This is a genomic window from Kocuria sp. HSID17590 (assembly GCF_003989485.1).
GTDB lineage: Bacteria > Actinomycetota > Actinomycetes > Actinomycetales > Micrococcaceae > Kocuria > Kocuria salsicia.
In genome coordinates this window covers 57,628-79,906 of record NZ_RBMB01000013.1, presented here as the reverse complement: position 1 = coordinate 79,906, position 22,279 = coordinate 57,628, and the positions used below count along the sequence as shown (strand labels likewise).

The 22,279-nt window shown below is 69.8% G+C and carries 14 protein-coding genes; 3 read left to right on the top strand and 11 right to left on the bottom strand.

All coding sequences use genetic code 11. The features are described from left to right. Window positions 1-585: 585 nt before the first annotated feature. The 3 genes from glgB to D8M39_RS06410 all read right to left on the bottom strand — a co-directional run bounded on the left by glgB (window position 586) and on the right by D8M39_RS06410 (window position 8,715). A complete protein-coding gene (gene glgB / locus D8M39_RS06420; RefSeq protein WP_126874659.1) occupies window positions 586-4,737 on the bottom strand; it encodes a 1,4-alpha-glucan branching protein GlgB in 4,152 nt (1,383 codons plus the stop codon). Window positions 4,738-4,799: 62 nt separating this feature from the next. Continuing rightward, window positions 4,800-6,569 carry a maltose alpha-D-glucosyltransferase gene (gene treS / locus D8M39_RS06415; RefSeq protein WP_055086238.1) on the bottom strand — a complete coding sequence of 590 codons (1,770 nt, stop codon included), beginning with the start codon at window positions 6,567-6,569 and terminating at the stop codon, window positions 4,800-4,802. A gap of 112 nt (window positions 6,570-6,681) precedes the next feature. Next, window positions 6,682-8,715, bottom strand: coding sequence for an alpha-1,4-glucan--maltose-1-phosphate maltosyltransferase (locus D8M39_RS06410; protein ID WP_126874661.1), 2,034 nt, complete (start codon window positions 8,713-8,715; stop codon window positions 6,682-6,684). A gap of 450 nt (window positions 8,716-9,165) precedes the next feature. On the opposite strand from D8M39_RS06410, the gene glgP reads away from it, so the two are divergent. Further along, window positions 9,166-11,793, top strand: a complete 2,628-nt coding sequence (gene glgP, locus D8M39_RS06405; RefSeq protein WP_126874658.1) for an alpha-glucan family phosphorylase — start codon at window positions 9,166-9,168, stop codon at window positions 11,791-11,793. 57 nt (window positions 11,794-11,850) lie between these two features. Here the strand turns inward: glgP and glgX are convergent, their stop codons facing one another. From glgX to D8M39_RS06375, 6 genes are all read right to left on the bottom strand, one after another. Further along, window positions 11,851-14,070, bottom strand: coding sequence for a glycogen debranching protein GlgX (gene glgX, locus D8M39_RS06400; RefSeq protein ID WP_126874657.1), 2,220 nt, complete (start codon window positions 14,068-14,070; stop codon window positions 11,851-11,853). Beyond that, window positions 14,057-15,025, bottom strand: coding sequence for a 23S rRNA (guanosine(2251)-2'-O)-methyltransferase RlmB (rlmB, locus tag D8M39_RS06395; protein WP_055084092.1), 969 nt, complete (start codon window positions 15,023-15,025; stop codon window positions 14,057-14,059). The genes glgX and rlmB overlap by 14 nt, the downstream gene beginning before the upstream one ends. An 84-nt stretch (window positions 15,026-15,109) precedes the next feature. Beyond that, the gene (cysS, locus tag D8M39_RS06390) at window positions 15,110-16,552 is read right to left on the bottom strand and encodes a cysteine--tRNA ligase (protein ID WP_094393526.1); all 1,443 of its coding nucleotides are present in this window, start codon (window positions 16,550-16,552) and stop codon (window positions 15,110-15,112) included. A gap of 166 nt (window positions 16,553-16,718) precedes the next feature. Further along, the gene (gene ispF, locus D8M39_RS06385; RefSeq protein WP_055084096.1) at window positions 16,719-17,219 is read right to left on the bottom strand and encodes a 2-C-methyl-D-erythritol 2,4-cyclodiphosphate synthase; all 501 of its coding nucleotides are present in this window, start codon (window positions 17,217-17,219) and stop codon (window positions 16,719-16,721) included. Window positions 17,220-17,223: 4 nt separating this feature from the next. After that, a complete protein-coding gene (gene ispD / locus D8M39_RS06380; RefSeq protein WP_055084098.1) occupies window positions 17,224-17,997 on the bottom strand; it encodes a 2-C-methyl-D-erythritol 4-phosphate cytidylyltransferase in 774 nt (257 codons plus the stop codon). Window positions 17,998-18,016: 19 nt separating this feature from the next. Further along, window positions 18,017-18,502 (bottom strand): CarD family transcriptional regulator, encoded by a 486-nt coding sequence (locus tag D8M39_RS06375; protein ID WP_055084100.1) that lies wholly within the window; start codon window positions 18,500-18,502, stop codon window positions 18,017-18,019. A 207-nt stretch (window positions 18,503-18,709) separates the two neighbouring features. Here D8M39_RS06375 and D8M39_RS06370 point away from each other — a divergent pair, with 207 nt between their 5' ends. Further along, window positions 18,710-19,246, top strand: a complete 537-nt coding sequence (locus D8M39_RS06370; protein ID WP_055084103.1) for a hypothetical protein — start codon at window positions 18,710-18,712, stop codon at window positions 19,244-19,246. Between the two features lie 79 nt (window positions 19,247-19,325). Here D8M39_RS06370 and D8M39_RS06365 read toward each other — a convergent pair whose 3' ends face one another. Next, a complete protein-coding gene (locus D8M39_RS06365) occupies window positions 19,326-20,006 on the bottom strand; it encodes a response regulator transcription factor (RefSeq protein ID WP_055084105.1) in 681 nt (226 codons plus the stop codon). Further along, complete coding sequence (locus tag D8M39_RS06360; RefSeq protein WP_094393524.1) at window positions 20,003-21,190, bottom strand: cell wall metabolism sensor histidine kinase WalK; 1,188 nt, start codon at window positions 21,188-21,190, stop codon at window positions 20,003-20,005. Before D8M39_RS06360 ends, D8M39_RS06365 begins: the two co-directional genes overlap by 4 nt. 223 nt (window positions 21,191-21,413) lie before the next feature. Between D8M39_RS06360 and phoU the strand changes: the two genes are divergently transcribed. Next, complete coding sequence (phoU, locus tag D8M39_RS06355) at window positions 21,414-22,112, top strand: phosphate signaling complex protein PhoU (RefSeq protein WP_055084109.1); 699 nt, start codon at window positions 21,414-21,416, stop codon at window positions 22,110-22,112. Window positions 22,113-22,279: the final 167 nt, after the last annotated feature.

The following is a 22,279-nucleotide window of genomic DNA, read 5'->3' as shown; positions in this document are numbered from 1 at the left end:
TAAGCACGCCGCCAGCGTTCGTCCTGAGCCAGGATCAAACTCTCCGTCAAAAAACTTCAACAGAAACCACCCACCACCACAAACATGGCGGCCAGGTGGGATCCCAGCTGACACCCAACACCCCCAGGAAACGGGAAAACACCTGAAAAGGCGTCGGGCCATCAACCAAAAATATAAAACTTTGGTATCAACAAACTAGACACACTATTGAGTTGACAAACAACACACCACAACGACCTGGCTTATTTTCGACAAGCTGTTTTCGCTTGGTTGCGATCCGCAAGCTTACCGTTCAGCTTTGCCGTTCGCAACTCCGGGTGAACACCCGGTGAAGATCTGCAGCACAACCGCCATCCGCTTGCTTACGGGGACCTACCATAGCACACGTTTTCGCTGCTGTGCAGCGCGGGTGCTCTGGGTGGATCCCCCGGATCCTGCGGCCCTTCGTCCCGCTCTCGCGGTCGCCGGGGCAACTCGGAAGACACTACACGCGCCCCTGGGAAACGACAAACCCGCGGCGGCTCAGGGCCGTTCGCGGGTTCGTCGTCTGTTGTCTCCCACTCCAGCGGGAGACAACTGCGGTCGTCATTCCTCTCGAGCCTGGCGGCCGTCCTCGAGCGCGGCGTGGCTGACCGGCTTGAGGAAGAGCACGGCCAATGGGGGAACGGTGAGCTCTGCCGAGGCCGGGGCACCGTTGAAAGCGCCCTCGTTGGCGGTCACCTTCCCCAGGTTTCCGACGCCCGATCCGCCGAAGACCTCGGCATCCGTGTTCAGCACCTCCTCCCACTCGCCGGCCCAGGGCAGACCGAGGCGGAAGTTCTCGTGGGTGTTCCCGGCGAAGTTCGCCACGCTCACGAGCGGGTTGCCCTGATCGTCCCACCGGGTGAACGAGAGGGTGTTGCGCATGGCGTCGTTCGCGTCGATCCACTCGAACCCCGAGGGGTCGTTGTCACGCGAGTAGAGCGCGGGGGTGCTGCGGTAGACCTCGTTCAGGCTCTTCACCAGTTCCTGGACGCCGTGGTGCGGCGGAGTCTCGGAGAGCCACCAGTCCAGACCGTGCTCCTGGGACCACTCGGATTCCTGGGCGTACTCGGTCCCCATGAAGATCAGCTGCTTGCCGGGGTGTGCCCACATGTACGCGAGGTAGGCGCGCACACTGGCCAGCTGCTGCCAGCGGTCGCCCGGCATCTTGCGCAGCAGCGATCCCTTCCCGTAGACGACCTCGTCGTGCGAGATCGGCAGGATGAAGTTCTCCGAGAACGCATAGACCAGTGAGAACGTGGCCTTGTTGTGGTGGTAGTGGCGGTTGATCGGATCCTCGGCCATGTACTCGAGGCTGTCGTGCATCCATCCCATGTTCCACTTGATGCCAAAGCCCAGACCGCCCGCGCTGGTTGGCTTGGTGACACCCGGGAAGGATGTGGACTCCTCCGCAATCATCACGACGCCGGGGTTGCGGCGGTACGCCGTTGCGTTGGCCTCCTGCAGGAAGCCGATCGCCTCCAGGTTCTCGCGGCCGCCGTACTGGTTGGGCTCCCACTCGCCGTCGTTGCGGGAGTAGTCGAGGTAGAGCATGGACGCCACAGCGTCCACGCGCAGCCCGTCCACGTGAAACTCCTCGAGCCAGTAGTTCGCGTTGGCCACGAGGAAGTTGCGCACTTCGCGACGACCGTAGTCGAAGATCAGCGTGCCCCAGTCCTTGTGCTCGCCGCGACGGGGGTCCGGGTGCTCGTAGAGGGGCTGGCCGTCGAACTTGGCGAGCGCCCACTCGTCTTTGGGGAAGTGCCCCGGGACCCAGTCCACGAGCACGCCGATGCCCGCCTTGTGCAGCTGGTCCACGAGGTAGCGGAACTCGTCCGGGGAGCCGAAGCGCGAGGACGGCGCGTAGTAACCGGTGACCTGGTAGCCCCAGGAGCCGCCGAACGGGTGCTCGGCCACGGGCATGAACTCCACGTGCGTGAACCCCTGCCACGTGAGGTACTCCACGAGCTCCCGCGCGAGGTCGACGTAGCCGAGTCCCATGCGCCACGAGCCGATGTGCATCTCGTACACGCTCATGGGCGCGTTGTGGGGGTCCGTACTCGCGCGCCGAGCCATCCACTCGGCGTCCTGGAACTCGTACTCGGAGTCGAAGACCCGCGACGCGGTGGACGGCGGGATCTCGGTGCCGAATGCCATGGGGTCCGCCTTGTCGCGCCACGCGCCGTCCACCCCGCAGATGCGGAACTTGTAGGTGTCCCCGGACTTCATGCCGGGCACGAACAGCTCCCACACGCCGCTGGAGCCCAGCGAGCGCATCGCCTGCTCGGAGCCGTCCCAGCCGTTGAAGTCGCCGATCACGCGCACAGCCTGGGCGTTGGGCGCCCACACCGCGAAGCTGACACCCGAGACGTCGCCCAGGGACGAGGGGTAGTGCTGCACGTGCGCGCCCAGAACCGTCCACAGCGTCTCGTGGCGGCCCTCTCCGATGAGGTGCAGGTCCAACTCGCCGAGCGTGGGGGCGAAGCGGTACGGGTCGTCGACCTCTTCCTGGTCCTTGCCCGCGTACGTCAGGTCCACGCGGTAGTCGGGGATCTGGCCCTCGTCGTGCGCCGGGACCACACCGGTGAAGATGCCACCCCACTCGTGCTCGAGAGGGAACGTGCCGTTCGGCGTGCGCACCGAGACCTGCGTCGCGAAGCGCCGCAGTGTGCGGATGGTCACGGAGCCATCCGGGTTGGGGTGCGCTCCGAGCACGGAGTGGGGATCGTGGTAACGGCCCTCGGCGACCGCCGCGAGGACGTCCTGGGCGACAGGCACCGGCCCGCCGGCGGGGCCGGAGGCCGCCGACGCGGCATCTCCACCGGAGGGACGCGTGGCGTGACGGGCCCCGCGCGCGGGGCTGGAGGCGTCGGAGTCGGAACGGGCGGTCGTCCCCTCCGTGGCCCGGGGGTCAGCGGACGGTGAGGGCTCTGAGGACGCGGCAGGCTCGGAGGAGGGTGCGGGGCCGGTGTTCTGGGGGTGCTCGGTGGTCACGAAATCCTCGGTTCTCGACGGCGTTGACTGGCTCTCGTGGGCTTCGTGACTCACGTTACGGGAGCGTGCACGTTCAAGCGAGCGCACCACGGCGGCCGCAGGGACCTGCACCCAGTCGGGTCGGTTGCGCTGCTCGTAGACGACCTCGTAGAGGGCCTTGTCCAGCCACAGCGCCCGGTAGAGCACGGAGTCCGTGTCCAGAACGTCCCCGCGCGTGGTGCCGTAGCCCGCCACGAACGCGTCGGAGACCGCGCGCGTCCACTCCTCGGTGTCCTGTTCCGTCTCCTTGGCGGCCATGGCTCCGGCGTAGTCGAAGGAGCGCAGCATTCCCACGACGTCGCGCAGCGCCACGTCCGGGCGCACCCGCTCCTTGATAGGACGCAGCGGCTCGCCTTCGAAGTCGAGGATGCGGAAGCCCTGGTAGTCGCTGTGCAGCACCTGCCCCAGGTGGTAGTCGCCGTGGATGCGCTGCAGGGCCGGGATGCTCCGGGTCTCGGAGAGCTCCTCGAGCAGTGCGTCGACCTGTGGCGTGAGGGACTCGAAGCGTTCCCCGCAGGACTCCCAGGCCCAGCGGATGCGCGAGGCAAGGTCCTCCAGGAAACGACGCCGGGCGGCGTCGTCGACCGTGACGGGCTCGAAGGCACCCAGGAGGTCGGCGTGCACGCGCGCCGTCGTGGCCCCGAGGTCCCGCGCGAGGTCCGTGAAGTCGCTGCCCTGCGTGGCGGCGGAGACCGCCATGGCCCACGCGTCCTCGGAGTGGTCCAGGAACTGCGCGGCCACGGCGAGCTGCCCGGACGTGGTGACCAGGCCCTGGCGCCACTGAGCGTCGAGCCAGCCTGCGGTGGCCGGTACCGCGGTGGAGCCGTGCGAGGTGAGCTTCACGCCGACCTCGACGTCCGGGTTGCGGCCCTCCCCCACCACGCGGAAGAACTTGACGATCACGGCGTCCCCGCCCAGGGCGTCCGTCCGGTCCGCGGTCTGCGCGGGACGCAGGATCACGGACGTGTTGGACTGCTCCGAGGAGATCACGTGCACCTGCTCCGGGGAGGAGATCCGGTAGTCCGTGTTCAGCGCGCCCGTGTAGCGCCCGTGCAGACCCATGCCGTGGCGCAGCACCCCTCCCTCGGTGAGCTGCGCGTCCATCATCCGCAGCACGCGGTCCAGGAAACCGGGCTCGCCCACGGCATCGTAGAGGTGCAGCGTGGCGCCGTCGTCCGCGGCCTCCGTACCACTCACACGGTCGGCAGCCTCAGTGCCCGGCCTTGCGGAACCCGACGACGCGGCGTCGTCCGCCGCCCTGCGAGCCCCACCCTGGGTCCCGTGACGCGAGCCGCGACGTCGCTCCAGCAGCGAACCGGCCTGCGAGATCGCGCGGCGCAGGAAGGACGCCGAGGCCTCTGCTCCCGCGATCAGCTGCTCGGGCAGCGGGCGGTCCGGACCGCCCACGCAGTAGGAGCCGATCGCGAACCGCTCCAGCTCCGGAATCTCCCGGATGCTGCCCACCACCGGGACGCTGAGCAGCTCCGTACGCTCGCCCACGGTGACCTGCACCAGGTAGATGGTGCGCTGCGTGCCGGGCTCGGACTCCCAGCGGTCGTCCCCGCCGACGTCCGTGCGGCCCACCACGTTCAGCCTCAGCTGGTCCGGGGTGGCCGTGAACGGGAACCACCGCTGGAGCGGCAGCCACTCACGCAGCCGGTCGAGAAGTTGCTGATCCGTCATGTGGGCTCCCCGCTTTCGTCTGGAACTGTCTGTCGCGCTCGCACGGGCGGACCCGCGCGGTCTCACTCGCTGCGTGCGGGCCTGATGATGGGCATCGCCACGGTCTCCGGATGGCTGCCGTCCGTGGCCGGGGCAGTGCGCAGCCGCAGCCAGAAGAAGTCCTGCGAACCGAGCGTGATCCGGTAGTCGCCCTCGTCGGAGAACGACCCGAAGGGCTCGCCGCCGAAGAGTTCCCGGGTGCCACGGCCCGCGTATTCGGCCAGGTGCACCGAGCAGCTCGCGGGCACGTGAGAGAGATTGAAGATGCACAGCAGGGTCTCCCCCACGCCGTCCTCCGAGTCCTCGGGGTCCAGGCGACGCAGAAATGCGAGCACGGACTCGTGGTCCGTGGCCACGTTGACGTACTCGCCCATGCCGAAGGCCGGGTGGGCCTTGCGCACCATGAGCATTTGACGGATCCAGTGCAGCAGCGAGGACGAGGACGCCAGCTGGGTCTCCACGTTCGTCTGCGCGTAGTTGTAGACCAGCGACTGCACCACGGGCAGGTACAGCTTGCCCGGGTCCGCGGTGGAGAACCCCGCGTTGCGGTCCGGGGTCCACTGCATGGGCGTGCGTGAGGCGTCACGGTCGTCGAGCCAGATGTTGTCCCCCATGCCGATCTCGTCCCCGTAGTACAGGAACGGGGAGCCCGGCAGGGAGAGCAGCAGCGCGTGTGCCAGCTCCAGCTCGGCTCGCGAGTTGTCGAGCAGCGGCGCCAGACGGCGTCGGATGCCGATGTTCGCCCGCATCCGGGAGTCCGGTGCGTACCAGCCCAGCATGGCCTGGCGCTCCTCGCTCGTGACCATCTCGAGCGTGAGCTCGTCGTGGTTGCGCAGGAAGGTGCCCCACTGGGTGCCCTTGGGGATCTGCGGTGTGTTCTCCATGGTGGAGATGATCGGCTCGGCCTTCTGATCACGCAGGGAGTAATAGATCCGCGGCATGATCGGGAAGTGGAAGCACATGTGGCACTCCGGCGCCTCCTCGGTGCCGAAGTACTCCACGACCTCGTGGGGCATCTGGTTCGCCTCCGCGACGATCACCCGCCCGGGGTACTCCCGGTCCACCATCTCGCGCAGCCGCACCAGGAAGTCGTGCGTTCCGGGGAGGTTCTCGCAGTTGGTGCCCTCCTCTTCGATGAGGTACGGAATTGCGTCCGCGCGAAAGCCGTCGATACCCATGTCCAGCCAGAACTTCACCACGTCGAAGACCGCCTCGACGACCTTCGGGTTCTCGAAGTTCAGGTCCGGCTGGTGCGAGAAGAAGCGGTGCCAGAAGAACTGCCGGCGCACCGGGTCGAAGGTCCAGTTCGAGATCTCCGTGTCCACGAAGATGATGCGCGCGTCCTCGTACTTCTCGTCCGTGTCCGACCACACGTAGAAGTCCCCGTAGGGCCCCTCCGGGTCCTCACGGGAGGCCTGGAACCACGGGTGCTGGTCCGAGGTGTGGTTCAGCGGCAGGTCCGTGATGACGCGCAGGCCACGGGCGTGGGCCTCCGCGACGAGACGCTTGAAGTCGCTGACCGTGCCGAACTCGTCCAGCACGGAGTAGTAGTCGGAGATGTCGTATCCACCGTCGCGCAGCGGGGACTCGTAGAACGGCGGCAGCCACAGGCAGTCGATGCCGAGCCACTGCAGGTAGTCGAGCTTGTCGATCAGGCCGGTGAAGTCACCGGAGCCGTCGCCGTTGGCGTCGGAGAAGGCGCGCACGAGGACCTCGTAGAAGACGGCCTTGCGGTACCACTCGGGGTCGTGGGCGATCCCGGGAGCGTTGAGGTGGAAAGGAGTGGTGCTCATGGTGTGCGGGACTGCCCTCTCGCAGAGACAAGTGTGACGAACGTGAAAGGTACGGGACTCGACGGGCCGCCGCCATGACCGCGGAGTGCCGCGGCGCGCGGCGGCCGGCGGGTCACTTGACGTCCCGGCGGATGCTCAGCACGTGTGCGGGCTCCACGTAGGGGTCCAGACGAACGTAGTTGTGACTGCCCCACTTCCAGCTCGCGCCGGAGATGAGGTCGTCCACCCAGAACGAGCCGTCCTCGTTGAAGTCCTCGTCCCGCAGGTCCAGTGAGTCGAGGTCCAGCCAGACCGTTGCCTCGCGCGTGGCGTGGGGATCGGTGTTGACGACCACGATGACCGTGTCCCGCACCTCCACGCCCCCGTGCTCGACCGTCTTGGTCTTGCTGTAGGCCACGACGGCGTCGTCCGAGGTGGCCTGCACGGTGAGGTTCTGCAGGTCCCCCAGCGCAGGGTGGTCTCTGCGGATCTGGTTCAGGCGGGTGACGTACGGCGCGAGGGACTCGCCGCGTTCCAGGGCACCATCGAAGTCGCGCGGGCGCAGCTGGAACTTCTCGTTGTCGATGTACTCCTCGGCCCCCGGGCGGGCCACATGCTCGAAGAGCTCGAAGCCTGCGTAGAGGCCCCACAGCGGGGAAGCCGTGGCCGCGAGCACGGCTCGCACCTTGAACGCCGCGGGACCGCCGAACTGGAGGTACTCGGTGAGGATGTCCGGGGTGTTCACGAAGAAGTTGGGGCGGTAGAAGCCCGAGGTCTCGTGGGAGATCTCCTCGAAGTATTCCTCGATTTCCTCCTTGGTGTTGCGCCAGGTGAAGTACGAGTAGGACTGCTCGAAACCGGCCTTCGCAAGCCCGCGCATCATGGCCGGCCGGGTGAAGGCCTCCGCGAGGAAGACGGTGTCCGGGTGCTTCTCGCGCACGCGGGCGATCAGCCACTCCCAGAACCACAGGGGCTTGGTGTGGGGGTTGTCCACCCGGAAGATGTCCACCCCGTGGCCGATCCACAGCTCCACGATCCGCAGCACCTCGGCCGCGAGGCCTTGGGGGTCGTTGTCAAAGTTCAGGGGGTAGATGTCCTGGTACTTCTTGGGCGGGTTCTCGGCGTAGGCGATGCTGCCGTCCGCGCGCGTGGTGAACCACTGGGGGTGCTCCTGGACCCACGGGTGGTCCGGGGACGCCTGCAGCGCGAGGTCCAGGGCGACCTCGAGACCGAGCCCTTGGGCGTGGGCCACGAAGGCGTCGAAGTCCTCGAACGTGCCCAGGTCCGGGTGGATGGCGTCGTGACCGCCCTCCGGGCCGCCGATGGCCCACGGGGAGCCGGGGTCCTGGGGCCCCGCGGTCAGGGTGTTGTCCGGGCCCTTGCGGTGGTTGCGCCCGATGGGGTGGATCGGAGGCAGGTAGGCGACGTCGAAGCCCATGCGGGCGGCACGGTCCAGCGCCGGCGTGGCCGTGCGGAAGTTCCCGGAGGTCCAGGTTCCCGACTCGGGGTCGTACGTCGCGCCCTCCGAGCGGGGGAAGAACTCGTACCACGCGCCCCGCCCGGCGGCCTCGCGCTCGACCTCGACCGGATAGCGCGCGGACGTGGTCACGAGGTCGCGCAGCGGCCGGTCCTCGACGTAGCGCAGGATCTGCTCGGAGGTGGCGATCTGCCAACGCTCCTCGGGTGTGCGGGAGGTGTCCGTCATGGCTTCGGACGCCTCCTCGAACGCACGGACCTCCTCGGACGAGCGCTCCGACTCCTTCGACGCCGCATCGAAGAGCAGCGCGGCCTCCTGAAACATCAGCTCCACGTCCTGGCCCACCCCGAGCTTGATCTCGGCGGCGTGGTGCCACGTGTCGTAGAGGTCGGACCAGCCCTCCACGGCAAAGCTCCAGCGGCCCTCGGACTCCGGACGCACCACGGCCTCGTAGCGGTCCGTTCCGGTGGCCACGAGCCGCATCCGACGCCGCTGGGTCTCCCGCCCCTGGGGGTCGTAGAGCACCGCGGTCACACCCAGGGAGTCGTGGCCCTCGCGGAACACGGTGGCACCCACCCGAATGTCCTCGCCGGGGATCGCGGTGGCCGGGAAGCGCCCGCCCTCGATCACTGGGCTGACGTCGGTCACGGGGATGCGTCCGTAGACCAGATCCGCGGACGGAAAGTCCATGGGGTCATCCTCGGGGTCCTGCGGCTCGGTGCCCTGGATTTCGGTGCGCCGCGGCTCCGGGGTGACCCCTGGCTCCGGGACGGTGCGCCCGTTGCCGGTCCCGTGGGACTCGCGCGCGACGACGTGGCTGTCGTCCGCCGCGGTCACGGCACTAGCGTGAGGGGCGACGTCCGCGCTCGAGACGGACGGGGCGACGTCCGGCACTCCCGTGGCGGGCACCGGCGGGGTCAGGCGCGAGCCGACGTCCGGGTGCGCGTCACCCGCGTGGGCGTCCGGTGCGGGATCGTGGGACGGGCGACGACCATGGGGCTGTGAGTTCTGCTGCGACACGTGACCAACGTTACCGACTATCCCCGGGATTCTTAAGGCCCCGGGATCCTGGCATGCGGAGGTGTGTCACACGGCGGGGCGTGCGGCACGGGCGGCGTGCCCAGCCGCTAGGCTCGCACTGTGAAGGCCATCCGCAGGTTCACCGTCCGCACCGTCCTCCCCGAGTCGATCGCCCCGCTGGGGCGCCTGGCCAGGAACCTCCGCTGGTCCTGGCACAAACCCACCGAAGACCTCTTCGCCGCGCTCAACCCGCATGCCTGGGAGGCTGTGCACGGGGACCCGGTGAAGCTCCTGGGCTCGCTCACCCGCGAGGAGATCCAGCAGATCTCCCAGGACCCGGAGTTCGTGGCGCGCGTGCGCGCTCTGGACGCGGACCTCGAGACCTATCTCACCGAGCCGCACTGGTACCAGCGCACCCAGGGCCCGGAGGCACCGCGCGCCATTGCCTACTTCTCCGCCGAGTACGGGATCACCCCCGCGCTGCCGCAGTACTCGGGCGGGCTCGGAATCCTCGCCGGGGACCACCTCAAGACCGCCTCTGACATGGGCGTCCCCGTGGTCGGCGTGGGCCTGCTCTACCAGGCGGGGTACTTCAAGCAGTCCCTGTCCCGCGACGGCTGGCAGCAGGAAACCTACCCGGTCCTGGACCCGGACGAGCTGCCACTGACCCTGCTGCGCGAAGCGGACGGCACGCCCGCTCTGATCACGTTGCCCCTGCCGGACGGGCGCAGCCTCTCCGCACAGATCTGGCGCGCGGACGTGGGCCGGGTTCCCCTGCTGCTGCTGGACTCCAACATCCGGCAGAACGACGACGCCGCCCGCAACATCACCGACCGCCTGTACGGCGGCGGCAGCGACCACCGTTTGCAGCAGGAGCTGCTGCTGGGCCTGGGCGGGATCCGCGCGCTGCGCGTTCACAGCCGCCTCACCGGCGCCGCCGCGCCGGAGGTCTACCACTGCAACGAGGGCCACGCCGGGTTCCTGGGCATCGAGCGCATCCAGGAGCTGATGAGCCCCGAGGACGGCTCGGAGCCCATGACCTGGGAGGAAGCGCTCGCGGAGGTCCGCGCCGCCACCGTGTTCACCACCCACACCCCCGTGCCCGCGGGCATCGACCGGTTCGAGCGCGACCAGGTGGGCCACTTCTTCTCCGCCGGGCTCACCCCGGCCGTGCCGCTCAAGCGGATTCTGGACCTCGGCGCCGAGACCTACCCGGACGGGAATCCTGGCAAGTTCAACATGGCCGTGATGGGCCTGCGCCTCGCACAGCGCGCCAACGGCGTGGCCAAGCTGCACGGTGCGGTCTCCCGCGCCATGTTCCACGGCCTGTGGCAGGGCTTCGACGTGGACGAGGTTCCGATCACCTCGATCACCAACGGGGTGCACGTGCCCTCGTGGATCGACCCGCTGGTGTGGGACCTCGCCGTGGAGCCGCAGGAGAACGACCTGCACCCGGCCGCGCGCTGGCGGAAGGTCTACGACGTGCCGGACGCCGAGCTGTGGGCCGTGCGCCGCGTGCTGCGCGAGCGCCTCGTGCGCGACGTCCGCGAGCGCCTGCGCGCCTCCTGGAAGAAGCGCGGTGCCGCAGACGCCGAGCTGGGCTGGACCGAGTCCGTGCTGGACCCGGACGTGCTCACGATCGGCTTCGCCCGGCGCGTGCCCACCTACAAGCGTCTGACGCTCATGCTGCGGGATCCGGCGCGGCTGAAGCGGATCCTGCTGGACCCGCAGCGCCCCGTGCAGCTGGTGGTCGCGGGCAAGTCCCACCCGGCGGACGAGATGGGCAAGCGCATGATCCAGGATCTCGTGCGGTTCACGGACGATCCCGAGGTCCGTCACCGCATCGTCTTCCTGCCGAACTACGACATCGCGATGGCACGCGTGCTCTTCCCGGGCTGCGACGTGTGGCTCAACAACCCCCTGCGCCCGCTGGAGGCGTGCGGAACATCCGGCATGAAGGCCGCGATCAACGGTGGTCTGAACCTCTCCGTCCTGGACGGCTGGTGGGACGAGATGTACGACGGCCAGAACGGGTGGGCCATCCCCACCGCGGACAACAAGGCCAGCACGGACGAGCGGGACGACGTCGAGGCGGCCGCACTCTACGAGCTCATCGAGTCCCACGTGGCGCCCCGCTTCTACGGCGACGGCACCGAGGCCGGTGCCCTCGCGCCGCGGCACGAGACGGCCCCCGCCCCGGACGCGGTCCCTCACCAGTGGCTCGCGATGGTGCGCCACACCCTCGCGACGCTCGGGCCCCGCGTCTCGGCGCGGCGCATGCTCACGGACTACGTGCAGCAGCTCTACGTCCCGGCGTGCGTCTCCGGCCGTGCCGCGGCGGCGGACGACGGCGCAGCAGCCCGGGCCACCGCGCACTGGATCGAGCGCGTGCGGGAGGCCTGGCCGCAGGTGCGGGTGGAGCACGTGGACGCCCAGGGCGTCCACCAGGAGCCGCAGATCGGCGACGAGCTGACCGTCAGCGCGTACGTGGACCTGGGCTCCCTCACCCCCGAGGACGTCACGGTGGAGGTCGGCTACGGGCGGGTGTCCGAGACCGACCACATCCACGAGCGCTCCTACGCCGTGCTGGAGCCGGACGAGCCCCTCGACGGCGGCCGCCAGCTCTTCTCCGGTCCCATCACGATCGACCGCTCGGGGCCTTTCGGGTACACGGTGCGGGTCCTGCCCCGCCACGCGGGTCTCGCCTCCCCTGCTGAGCTCTCCCTGGTGAGCAACGCGGCGGACTGAGACCCCGCACGCAGAGAAAAGAGGCCCCGGACCACTGGTCCGGGGCCTCTTGCGTGCTCAGGTGATCGCGAACATCGCCACGCTCTGCGGCGGGAGCGTGACCTCGTCTCCGGTGCGCCAGCGGTTGCCGGTCAGCTCGTCCAGGTGCGAGTCCGTGGCGAGCACCAGCCGGTAGGTGCTCGCCGCCGTTGCGTCACCCGCTCCCGCCGCGTGGGACGTGCCACGGGCGCCTGGGACGCGGGCGTCGCGGTCCCCGGGGACCCGCTCGGTGCGCGCCGGGTGCTCAAAGGCCGGCAGCACCGCGGCCACCGGGGACTCCGTGCCGTTGAGGACGAAGAGTCCGGCCACTCGCCCGCCGCGGGCGGCGAGTGCGACCTGCAGGGCGCGCTCCCCGTCCGTCTGCCACAGTTCCGCCGTCATGGGCTCCCCTGAGTTCGCGTACCAGTTCAGCACCACGTCCTGCGTCCGCGTGGGGAACTCGTGGGGCTGTCCCGCGAGGAACGCGCGGCGGATCCGCACGAGGCGCTGCGTGATGTGCAGCATCGAGCGGTCGAACGGGGTGAGGGCCCAGTCCACCCACGACAGCCGGTTGTCCTGGCAGTACGCGTTGTTGTTGCCGCCCTGCGAGCGCAGCAGCTCGTCCCCCGCAGTGATCATGGGCACGCCCTGGGAGAACAGCAGGGTGGCCATCATGTTCCGCGCCGTGGCCGCCCTCGCGGAGCGGACGCGGACGTCAGGGGAGAAGCCCTCGTGGTCGTGGTTCCAGGAGTGGTTGTCGTTCGTGCCGTCGGCGTTGCTCTCCCGGTTGGCCTCGTTGTGCTTGCTGTCGTAGGCCGTGAGGTCGTAGAGCGTGAAGCCGTCGTGCGCAGTGATGAAGTTGACCGAGGCCAGCGTGGTGCGCCCGTTCGGTGCGAAGAGGTCCGCGGAGCCGGACATGGCCCCCGCGAGCCGCGCGGCGGTGCCGCCCCCTCCCCCGCGGCGCATCGTGCGCTGGCCGGAGAGCCAGAAGTCGCGGACCGTGTCCCGGTACTGGTCGTTCCAGTCCGCCCACCCCGCGGGGAAGCGGCCGGTCTGCCAGCCGCCGGCCCCCACGTCCCACGGCTCGGAGATCATCCGGACTCCCTGCAGCACCGGATCCGCGGCCACGGCCACGAAGAACGGGTGGTTGCGGGTGAAGTGGTGGTGCTCGTCCCGGCCGAGCTCCGGCGCGAGGTCGAAGCGGAAGCCGTCCACGTGGCACTCCTCCACCCAATACCGCAGTGAGTCCAGGGTCATCCGCACCACCTGTGCGTCTGCGAAGTTCACGGAGTTGCCGCAGCCGGTGACGTCCACGTAGTTGCCGTGCTCGTCGTGCCGGTAGTACTCGCCCTCACCCAGCCCCCGCCAGCAGTAGGCCCGCTGGTCCGGACCGCCCTCGGCCGTGTGGTTGTACACGACGTCCAGGTAGACCTGCAGCCCGGCGCGGTGCAGGGCGTCCACCATGTCCTTGAACTCGTCCAGCACCGCGGTGGGCCCCGCCTGCTGGGCCGCGCGCGTGGCGTAGCAGGCGTGCGGGGCGAAGAAGCCCAGGGTGTTGTAGCCCCAGTAGTTCGTGAGTCCGTTGGCCGTGAGGTGCGCCTCGTCCAGGTGCGCGTGCACCGGCAGCAGCTCCACGGCGGTGACCCCCAGCCCACGCAGGTGCTCGAGCACCGCCGGGTGCCCGAGCCCGGCGTACGTGCCGCGCAGCTCGTGGGGGATCTCCGGGTGGAGCATGGTGAGGCCCTTGACGTGCGCCTCGTAGATCACGGTGTCCCGCCAGGGGTGGGCGGGGCGGGGTTCGTCGTGCCACTCGTGGTCCTGCGCCACGACCTCGCTGACGTACATCCCGCCGTAGGCGTCCGGACCGGGGTCCACAACGTCGCCCGGCGGGGCCACGCGGGTCAGTCCCCTTCCATAGGGGTCCAGCAGGACCGGTTCCAGCGCCGGGTCCGGGACGGGGGTGCCGTGCGCCCGGGCCGGGACGAACCCGTAGCGGGTGCCCGCCGGCATGGCAGGGGACACGTCGCGCGCGAGCTCCTGAGCGCTCATGCTCAGCGAGGCCACGCCCCGGGGCCGGGGCACTGTGGCGTAGTGGATTCCGTGGTTCACGCCGTCCAGGCGCAGCCGCTGCCAGGACTCGCCCGGCCGGGCGAAGACCAGGTCCACCTCGTCCAGCCCGGGGGCGTAGACCGCCACGTTGGCGGTGCCGTCACCGGACGGCGAGGGGTGGACCCCCAGCGGGTGGCTACGCGCTTGCACGGCGACGCGCGATCTCGTACAGCGTGATCCCCACGGCCATGGACGCGTTGAGCGACTCCATGGCGGACTCGATGGGAATGGAGACGATTGCGTCGCAGTGCTCGGTGACGAGCCGGGAGAGGCCCTTGCCCTCGGAGCCGACGACCACCACGAGGGGCTCTGTCGCCAGTTCGAGCTGCGGCAGGGACATGTCCCCGCCGCCGTCCAGGCCCACCACGAAGTAACCCTGCTTCTTGCAGTTCTCGAGAGTGCGGGTGAGGTTCGTGGCTTTGGCCACGGGAACGCGTGCGGCGGCACCGGAGCTGGTCTTCCAGGCCGTGGCCGTGACGCCCGCCGAGCGGCGCTCGGGAAGGATCACGCCGTCTCCTGCGAACGCGGAGACGCTGCGGATGATCGCGCCGAGGTTGCGCGGGTCCGTGATGCCGTCCGCCGCCACCAGCAGAGGTGGGTGGCTCTCGTCGCGGCGTGCCATCAGGGAGCTCGCGAGCTCGTCCGCGTCCGGGTACTCGTACGGGGGAACCTGCAGCACCACGCCCTGGTGGATGGCATCCGCGGAGAGACGGTCCAGCTCCGAGCGGGAGGCCTCCAGCGTGGGCACCTGGCGTTCGGCACACAGCTGCAGGATGTCCTTGACGCGGTCGTCCACCTCGATCTTGGTCGCCACGAACAGCGTCTTCGCGGGAACGCCCGCGCGCAGGGCCTCGAGCACCGAGTTGCGCCCGGTCACGAGGTCCTCCTTGATGGGCCCGCCACCCGAGCGCTGGGACCTGCCGTGGGAGCTCTGCTGCCTGCGGGCTGCAGCCTGCTTGGCCTTGTACGCCTTGTGGTAGACGCGGTCCTCGGCCTTGGGCGTGGGGCCCTTGCCCTCGAGGCCCTTGCGGCGCTGACCGCCGCTGCCGACGACCGCGCCCTTCTTCTTCTTGCGGACGGCTCCGGCTCGGTTGTTCTGGGCCATGGGTCAGCACTCCGTGTCTGTCACGGGTCACGGCACGGGGCCGCCCCGGGGTGGTCGGCGATTTCGCTCCAGTTTAGGTCAGCGTCAGGAGCACACGGACCACTCCGCGCCCTGGGGGCCGTCCTGCACGACGACGCCTGCGGCCGCCAGCCGGTCCCGGATCGTGTCCGCCAGGGCCCAGTCCTTCGCCTCCCGCGCGGCCGCGCGCTGGACCAGGAGGTCCTGCACGAGCGAGTCGAGCGCGCGGTGCTCCGCGCCGTCGGCGTCCTGTGGGCCGTCCAGGTCCATCAGCTGCAGCAGGCCCATGACGTCGCTCATCCCCGCGACGGCCGCGACCGCGGACCGCGCCGACGCCGGCTCCGGACCGGCGAGTGCCGAGTTGGCGGCGCGCACCGACTCGTGCAGCGCGGCGAGCGCCCGGGGGACGTTGAGGTCGTCGTCCATGGCCTCCGAGAACGCCTCGGGCACGTCCTGCGGGGTCCAGTCCAGCGCGAGTCCGGCGCGGAGCGCGGCGACCAGGACCGCCTCGACGCGCTCGACGGCGGCGGTGGCCTCCTGCAGGGACGTGGGCCGGTAGTCCAGCACCGACCGGTAGTGCGCCTGTCCCAGGTAGTAGCGCACGGCGAGCGGGCGCGCCTGCTCGAGCATGGCCTCCGGCGAGACGGTGTTGCCGATGGACTTGGACATCTTCTCGCCCTGGTACGTCACGAGCCCGTTGTGCAGCCAGAAGTTCGCGAACTCCCGCCCGGCCGCCGTGGACTGGGCCAGCTCGTTCTCGTGGTGCGGGAAGCGCAGGTCCAGCCCGCCGCCGTGGATGTCGAAGTGCGCGCCCAGGTACTTGTGGGCCATCGCCGAGCACTCCAGGTGCCAGCCCGGACGGCCCCTGCCCCAGGGGGAGTCCCACGACGCCGTGAGGGGTTCGCCCTCCTTGCGCCCCTTCCACAGGGCGAAGTCACGGGGATCCCGCTTGCCCCGGGGATCAGCGTCCGGGGCGTCCTGCATGTCCTCCACCCGCTGCCGGGTGAGCTCCCCGTAGCGGGGCCAGGAGCGGACGTCGAAGTAGACGTCCCCGGAATCGTCGAGGGCTGGGTACGCGTGCCCGGCGTCGACCAGCTCCTGGATCAGGGCGTGCATCTCCGGGACGTGCCCCGTGGCCCGCGGCTCGTAGGTGGGCCGGTCGATCCCCAGCGCGGCGTAGGCCCGTCCGAAGACCCCCTCGAACCGGTAGGCCAGCGCCCACCACTGCTCCAGCGGGTGCTCTCCGGTGAAGCCCTCCTGATAGGAGGCCGCCGAGTTGGCGAGGATCTTGTCGTCGATGTCCGTGACGTTGCGCACCGTGGTCACGCGGTAGCCGCGGAAGCGCAGCCACCGGGCCAGGACATCGAAGACGAGAGCGGAGCGCACGTGTCCGATGTGCGGCGCCCCCTGCACCGTGGCACCGCAGTAGTACAGCCCGGCCTCGCCGGGGTGCACGGGGACGAAGTCCCTGGTGGTCGCGGACGCAGTGTCGTAGAAGCGCAGAGTCACCGGACCAGTCTAACGGGGACGCCCGTGCGGCCCGTGACGCCGGACGCCCAGGACGTCCGGACAGGCGGACCAGCGGTACGTCCAGATGGCGGGGACGTTCAGGCGGTCGGGGCGTGCGGACCGACGGCACGTCCAGGTGCTCGGCACGTTTGGACGGGCCCGACGTTCAGGCCGGCAGCACGAGGGCCGTGGCGATCGCCGCGATACCCTCCCCGCGGCCCGTGAGGCCGAGGGCGTCCGTGGTGGTGGCGCTCAGGTGCACAGGAGCACCGGCCGCCTCCGTGAGCACGGCGGCGGCCTCCTCGCGCCGGGGTGCGAACCTGGGCCGGTTGCCGATCAGCTGCACGGACACGTTGCCCACCCGGAAGCCGGCCGTGGTCACGGTGCGCACGGCCTCGGAGAGGATCGCGACGCCGGAGGCCCCCGCCATCTCCGGACGGTCCGTGCCGAAGTGGGCGCCGAGGTCCCCCACCCCGGCTGCAGAGAACAGAGCGTCCGCGGCCGCGTGCGCCACGACGTCCCCGTCCGAGTGCCCGCTCAGACCGCGCTCGCCGGGCCACAGGAGCCCTGCGATCCACAGGGGGGTCCCCTCCGGGCCGAACGCGTGGACGTCCACGCCGATGCCGGTCAGGGGGAGGGGGTACGGAAGGGGGCTCAAGGTGCTCATGCGCTCATTCTCTCCGTTCCACGCCGGAGCGGGCCGCCACCACTGCCCGTGCGAGCAGCAGGTCCAGGGGACGGGTGACCTTGAAGGACTCCTCGTGGCCTTCGACGAAGTACACCGTGTGCTCGGGGGCGTGGCGCTCCACGAGACTGGCGTCGTCCGTGATGCCCTCGGGACCCGGGGTCGAGGCCGCGTCCGCCTCGCACTCCACCGGAAGCAGGCCGGCAGCCGCGTTGACCCTCACGAGCAGGGCGCGGTCGAAGCCCTGGGGGGTCTGCACGGACCGCAGGCCCGCGCGGTCCACGGTCCCGGTGCTCGCACCGGCCTCGTCCACGCCGCGCACCGTGTCCGTGACGGGCGTGACGGGCACAACCGCCGAGGCCTCGTTGTGAAGGGCGGCGACCACGCGCGCGAAGACGACGGGCGGGGTGAGACAGCGGGCGGCGTCGTGCACCAGGACGTGCTCCGTGTTCTCCGGCAGCTGCGCGAGAGCGCGGGCCACGGACTGCGCACGGGTGGCGCCGCCCGTCACCGCTCGCGCTCCCACGGCACGGGCGAGCGAGCTTAGCTCGGTGTCCCCCTCCGGCACGGTGACGACGACGGCCGCGGCGGGCAGTGCCTCACGCACGGTGCGCAGGGCGTGGGCGAGCAGGGGTCTGCCTGCCACGGGGACGAGCGCCTTGGGCATCCCGTACCCCAGCCGCGTGCCGGAGCCGGCGGCCACCACGACGACGGCGAGCCCGTCCGCAGTGGACGGGCTCGCAACATCAGGGTGTCTCATCAGGAGAGGAGAGGGTGGCTCAGGCGGCCGACAGGATGTCGTCCAGGCGCTTCTCCGCCTCTTCCTCGTCGACCTTCTTGGCCAGGGCCAGTTCGGAGGTGAGGATCTGCCGGGCCTTGGTCAGCATGCGCTTCTCGCCAGCGGAGAGTCCCTTGCCGCGGTCGCGACGCCAGAGGTCGCGCACGACCTCCGCGACCTTCAGGACGTCCCCGGAGGCAAGCTTCTCGAGGTTGGCCTTGTAACGGCGGGACCAGTTGGAGGCCTCCTCGGCGTCCTGGGCCTGCAGCACCGCGATGACCTCTTTGAGGCCGTCCTCGTCCACGACATCCCGGACGCCCACGAGGTCCACGTTCTCCGCGGGAACCTCAATCATCAGGTCTCCCTGGGTGACCTTGAGCCGGAGGTACATCTTCTCTTCGCCCTTGATGGTGCGAGTCTTGATCTCCTCGATGGTTGCAGCACCGTGGTGCGGATAGACAACCGTTTCGCCAACCTCAAATACCATGCACAAACCCCTTTCAGCCCACCAAGTCTACCACGGTGTATGATTCGCCACCCTGTGCTGGGACGCCCCTCGAACGCCGGGCCTGCGGCCCCGCACAGCCGCCGAGCCGCGCCACGGACGAGCCCGGGATGCAGACGATCCGTGGCCAAACCGATAGACTGACCTCAAATTGCCACACGCTGTCAGAGAGCCCGAGGAGTTCGTGCCGTGAAGAACGCCGCCCACAAGAAGTTGCAGCACCTCGGACTGGGTGCGGCGGCGCTTGCCGTCCTGACCAGCGTAAGCGGCTGCGCGTACATCAGCCCGCAGGCCACCACGGACAGCTTCGCCCCGGCGGACGGCATCCAGATGGACCTCGGGGACCTCAAGCTGCGCAACGTCCTGGTGGTCGCCAAGGACGCCAACTCCGAGGGCCGCGTGCTCGGCACGGTCATCAACAACGACGATGCCGCGCAGACCCTCACCATGGACGCGAGCGGCTCCACGGTGAAGATCGACGTTCCCGCCAACAAGGAGGTCGTCCTGGAGAAGTCGGAGCCCGTGATGCTCGAGCGTGCCGGCGCCAACCCGGGTCTGATGGTGGACACCACCTTCCGCGCCGGCAGCGACGACGAGACCGTCTCGGTGCCCGTTCTGGACTACACCTACCCCCGCTACGCGAGCTTCATGCCCGGCGGCGTGCCCTCCACCCCGGCGAACCCCTCCAACACACCGAACGCGGAGAAGGCCGAGGGCGGTCACTGACCGCTCCCGGCCCTCTCGCCTGACGAGAAGAGGACCGTGACCCCAAAGGTCACGGTCCTCTTCTCGTGCCCGCACCGGCTCACGGCTCGAACTTGTACCCGAGACCCCGCACGGTGACGATGTGCCGCGGTGAGGACGGATCCGGTTCCACCTTGGAGCGCAGCCGCTTGATGTGGACGTCCAAGGTCTTGGTGTCCCCCACGTAGTCGGAGCCCCACACCCGGTCAATCAGCTGCCCGCGGGTGAGCACGCGGCCGGCGTTGCGCAGCAGCATCTCGAGCAGCTCGAACTCCTTCAGCGGCATGGCCACGGTCTCGGAGCCCACGTGCACCACGTGGCGCTCCACGTCCATGCGCACGGGCCCGGCCGAGACCGTGGCGGTGAGCAGCTCCTCGGGCTCGGCCCTGCGGCGCAGCACCGCCCTGATCCTGGCCACGAGCTCCCGGGAGGAGTAGGGCTTGGTCACGTAGTCGTCCGCCCCGAGCTCCAGGCCCACAACCTTGTCGATCTCCGCGTCCTTGGCGGTGAGCATGATGATCGGAACGCTCGAGCGCTGCCGGATCTGCTTGCACACCTCGGTGCCGGACTGCCCCGGCAGCATGAGGTCCAGCAGCACGAGATCCGCGCCGGCCCTGTCGAACTCGGCGACGGCGCTGATCCCGTCCGCGACGACGCTCACGTCGAAGCCCTCACGGCCCAGCAGGTAGGCCAGCGGGTCGCTCAGGGACTCCTCGTCCTCCACCATGAGAATCTGGGTCACGCGCGTTCCTCCACTCGATCGTCGCGTCGCCCGCCGCTCGCGGGCTCCGCCTGGTCCTCGGGGTCGTCCATGGGCGGCAGCAGCAGCGTGAACGTGGAGCCCCGCCCCGGCTGCGACCACACGGAGACCTCCCCGCCGTGCTGTGCCATGACGTGCTTGACGATGCTCAGCCCCAGCCCCGTGCCGCCGGTCTGGCGGGAGCGCGCGCTGTCCACCCGGTAGAAGCGCTCGAAGATCCGGTCCTGCTCCGCATCGGAGATCCCCGGGCCCTGGTCCGTGACCGTGACCTGCACCATTCCCCCGCGCTCCCGCAGCCCCACACCCACGCGGGTGTCCTCCGGCGAGTATCGCACGGCGTTGTCGATCAGGTTGCGCACCGCCGTCACCAGCATGTCCGGGTCCCCGAACACAGGGATCTGCACGTGGCCCCCCACCTTCAGGGAGATGTTCCTGCTCTCCGCGGCGAGCCTGCTGCGCTCCACGGCCTCCTGCACGGTGCGGTTGACGTCCACCGCCGTGCCCTTGGCGACAACGTCCGTGCCCTGCAGTCTGGAGAGCTCGATGATGTCCTGCACCATCGCGCTCAGCCGGGCGGACTCCCGCTGCAGGCTCGCGGCGAAGTGCCGCACGGCGTCCTGGTCCTCGGCGGCGTCCTCGATGGCTTCGGAGAGCAGGCTGACGGCGCCCACGGGGGTCTTCAGCTCGTGGGAGACGTTGGCCACGAAGTCGTTGCGGATGGACTGGGCCCGCACGATCTCGGTCTGGTCGTCCGCGAGCAGCAGGATGTACTCGTCCGCGATGGTCACCACGCGCATGTCCAGCACGATGGAGCCCCGCTGCAGCTGGCCCCGCGAGAGCTCGAGGCGCCTCTCCTCGACCACTCCGTTGCGCCGGGTGCTGCGCACCATCTCCAGCAGCTCGTCGTGAACCACGGTGTGCCCGCGCACGAGACCGTAGGCGTACGCGGCGGGAGAGGCCTTCACGACTCCGTCCACGCCGTCGACCACCACGTACGCCAGGCCCAGAGCCGCGAGGATCTCCGCGGTGCCCTCGGGCAGTGTGGGCTCCTGGACGTCCGCGAGGAAGTGGCGACGGCGCTGGCTTGCCCGCACGGCGATCAGCCCGCTGATGCCGAGCAGGAAACCGATGAACCCGGCCAGCAGGGCAATCGTCGTCTCGCTCACGGTGCCAGCTTAGACGCCCGGATCCGCGGCGGGGCCCGGGATCCCTGCCCGCAGCGCGGTGGTTCAGCCAACGTTCACCTGGGCATGGTGGCGCGTTCACTCCCGCCTGTGAACCTGGGCGGAGGTGTGCGAATCCGTCGTGCCGTCTCCCCCGGTGGCAGCCGTGCCCTCCTGGACGCGTAAGCTCTGGGACCAAGAATTGCCCTGAACGAAAGGACGCCCTGTGCGCAAGGTTTTCCAGGCTGAACTCCACCAGGTCGGCGAAGAGCTGATCCAGATCGCCACGCTCGTGCAGCAGGCCCTCGGCAGCGCCCGCACGGCCTTCCTCGACGCAGACATCCAGGTGGCGGAGGAGGTCATCTCCAACGACGCCCGGATCGACTTCCTGCAGAACGACCTGGATGAGCGCTCGATCGACATCCTCGCCCTGCAGTCCCCCGTGGCCTCGGACCTGCGCATGATCGTGGGTGCGCTGCGCATGAGCGCCTCGCTGGAGCGCATGGGCGACCTCGCCCGGCACCTCGCGCAGCTTGCCCGCCTGCGCTTCCCGGAGCCCGTGCTCCCGGAGTCCATGCGGGGTCACTTCGAGCAGATGTTCGACATCGACCTCAAGCTCATCGCCCGCGTGATCACGGCGCTGGAGGACCGCGACATCAGTGAGACGGACGAGATCTTCGCCCTGAAGTCCGAGCTCAACGTCAAGCACCAGCAGGTCTTCGAGATGCTCGCGGACCCCAGCTGGAACTCCTCGGTGCCCACCGCCGTGGACGTCACCCTCGCCTCGCGCTACCTCGAGCGGATCGGTGACCACGGCGTCTCCGTGGCCCGCAAGGTCTCCTACCTGGTCACCGGCGACTGGGCCCCCGCCACCGACTCCCGCCCCACCGGCCACGGCCACATCGGCACCGACGCCGGCGAGTGACGCGGCGGGCGACGGCGCGGCGTCCGGTGACGCGGCGACGTCGCCCCCTCCCGGCGCCCGGCACGCCCACCGGACCGCGAGCTCGGTCCGCGACGCCACCCCATCCCGGCCCATCCCGGCCACGACGACGGAATCCCCGTCACCCCACGTGGGGTGACGGGGATTCC

Excerpts from the sequence above, each read along its gene's own strand:
- glgB (WP_126874659.1), bottom strand. The coding sequence starts at position 4,737 with ATGACGGATCAGCAACTTCTCGACCGGCTGCGTGAGTGGCTGCCGCTC.
- treS (WP_055086238.1), bottom strand. The coding sequence starts at position 6,569 with ATGAGCACCACTCCTTTCCACCTCAACGCTCCCGGGATCGCCCACGAC.
- D8M39_RS06410 (WP_126874661.1), bottom strand. The coding sequence starts at position 8,715 with ATGGACTTTCCGTCCGCGGATCTGGTCTACGGACGCATCCCCGTGACC.
- rlmB (WP_055084092.1), bottom strand. The coding sequence starts at position 15,025 with ATGGCCCAGAACAACCGAGCCGGAGCCGTCCGCAAGAAGAAGAAGGGC.
- ispF (WP_055084096.1), bottom strand. The coding sequence starts at position 17,219 with ATGAGCACCTTGAGCCCCCTTCCGTACCCCCTCCCCCTGACCGGCATC.
- ispD (WP_055084098.1), bottom strand. The coding sequence starts at position 17,997 with ATGAGACACCCTGATGTTGCGAGCCCGTCCACTGCGGACGGGCTCGCC.
- D8M39_RS06375 (WP_055084100.1), bottom strand. The coding sequence starts at position 18,502 with ATGGTATTTGAGGTTGGCGAAACGGTTGTCTATCCGCACCACGGTGCT.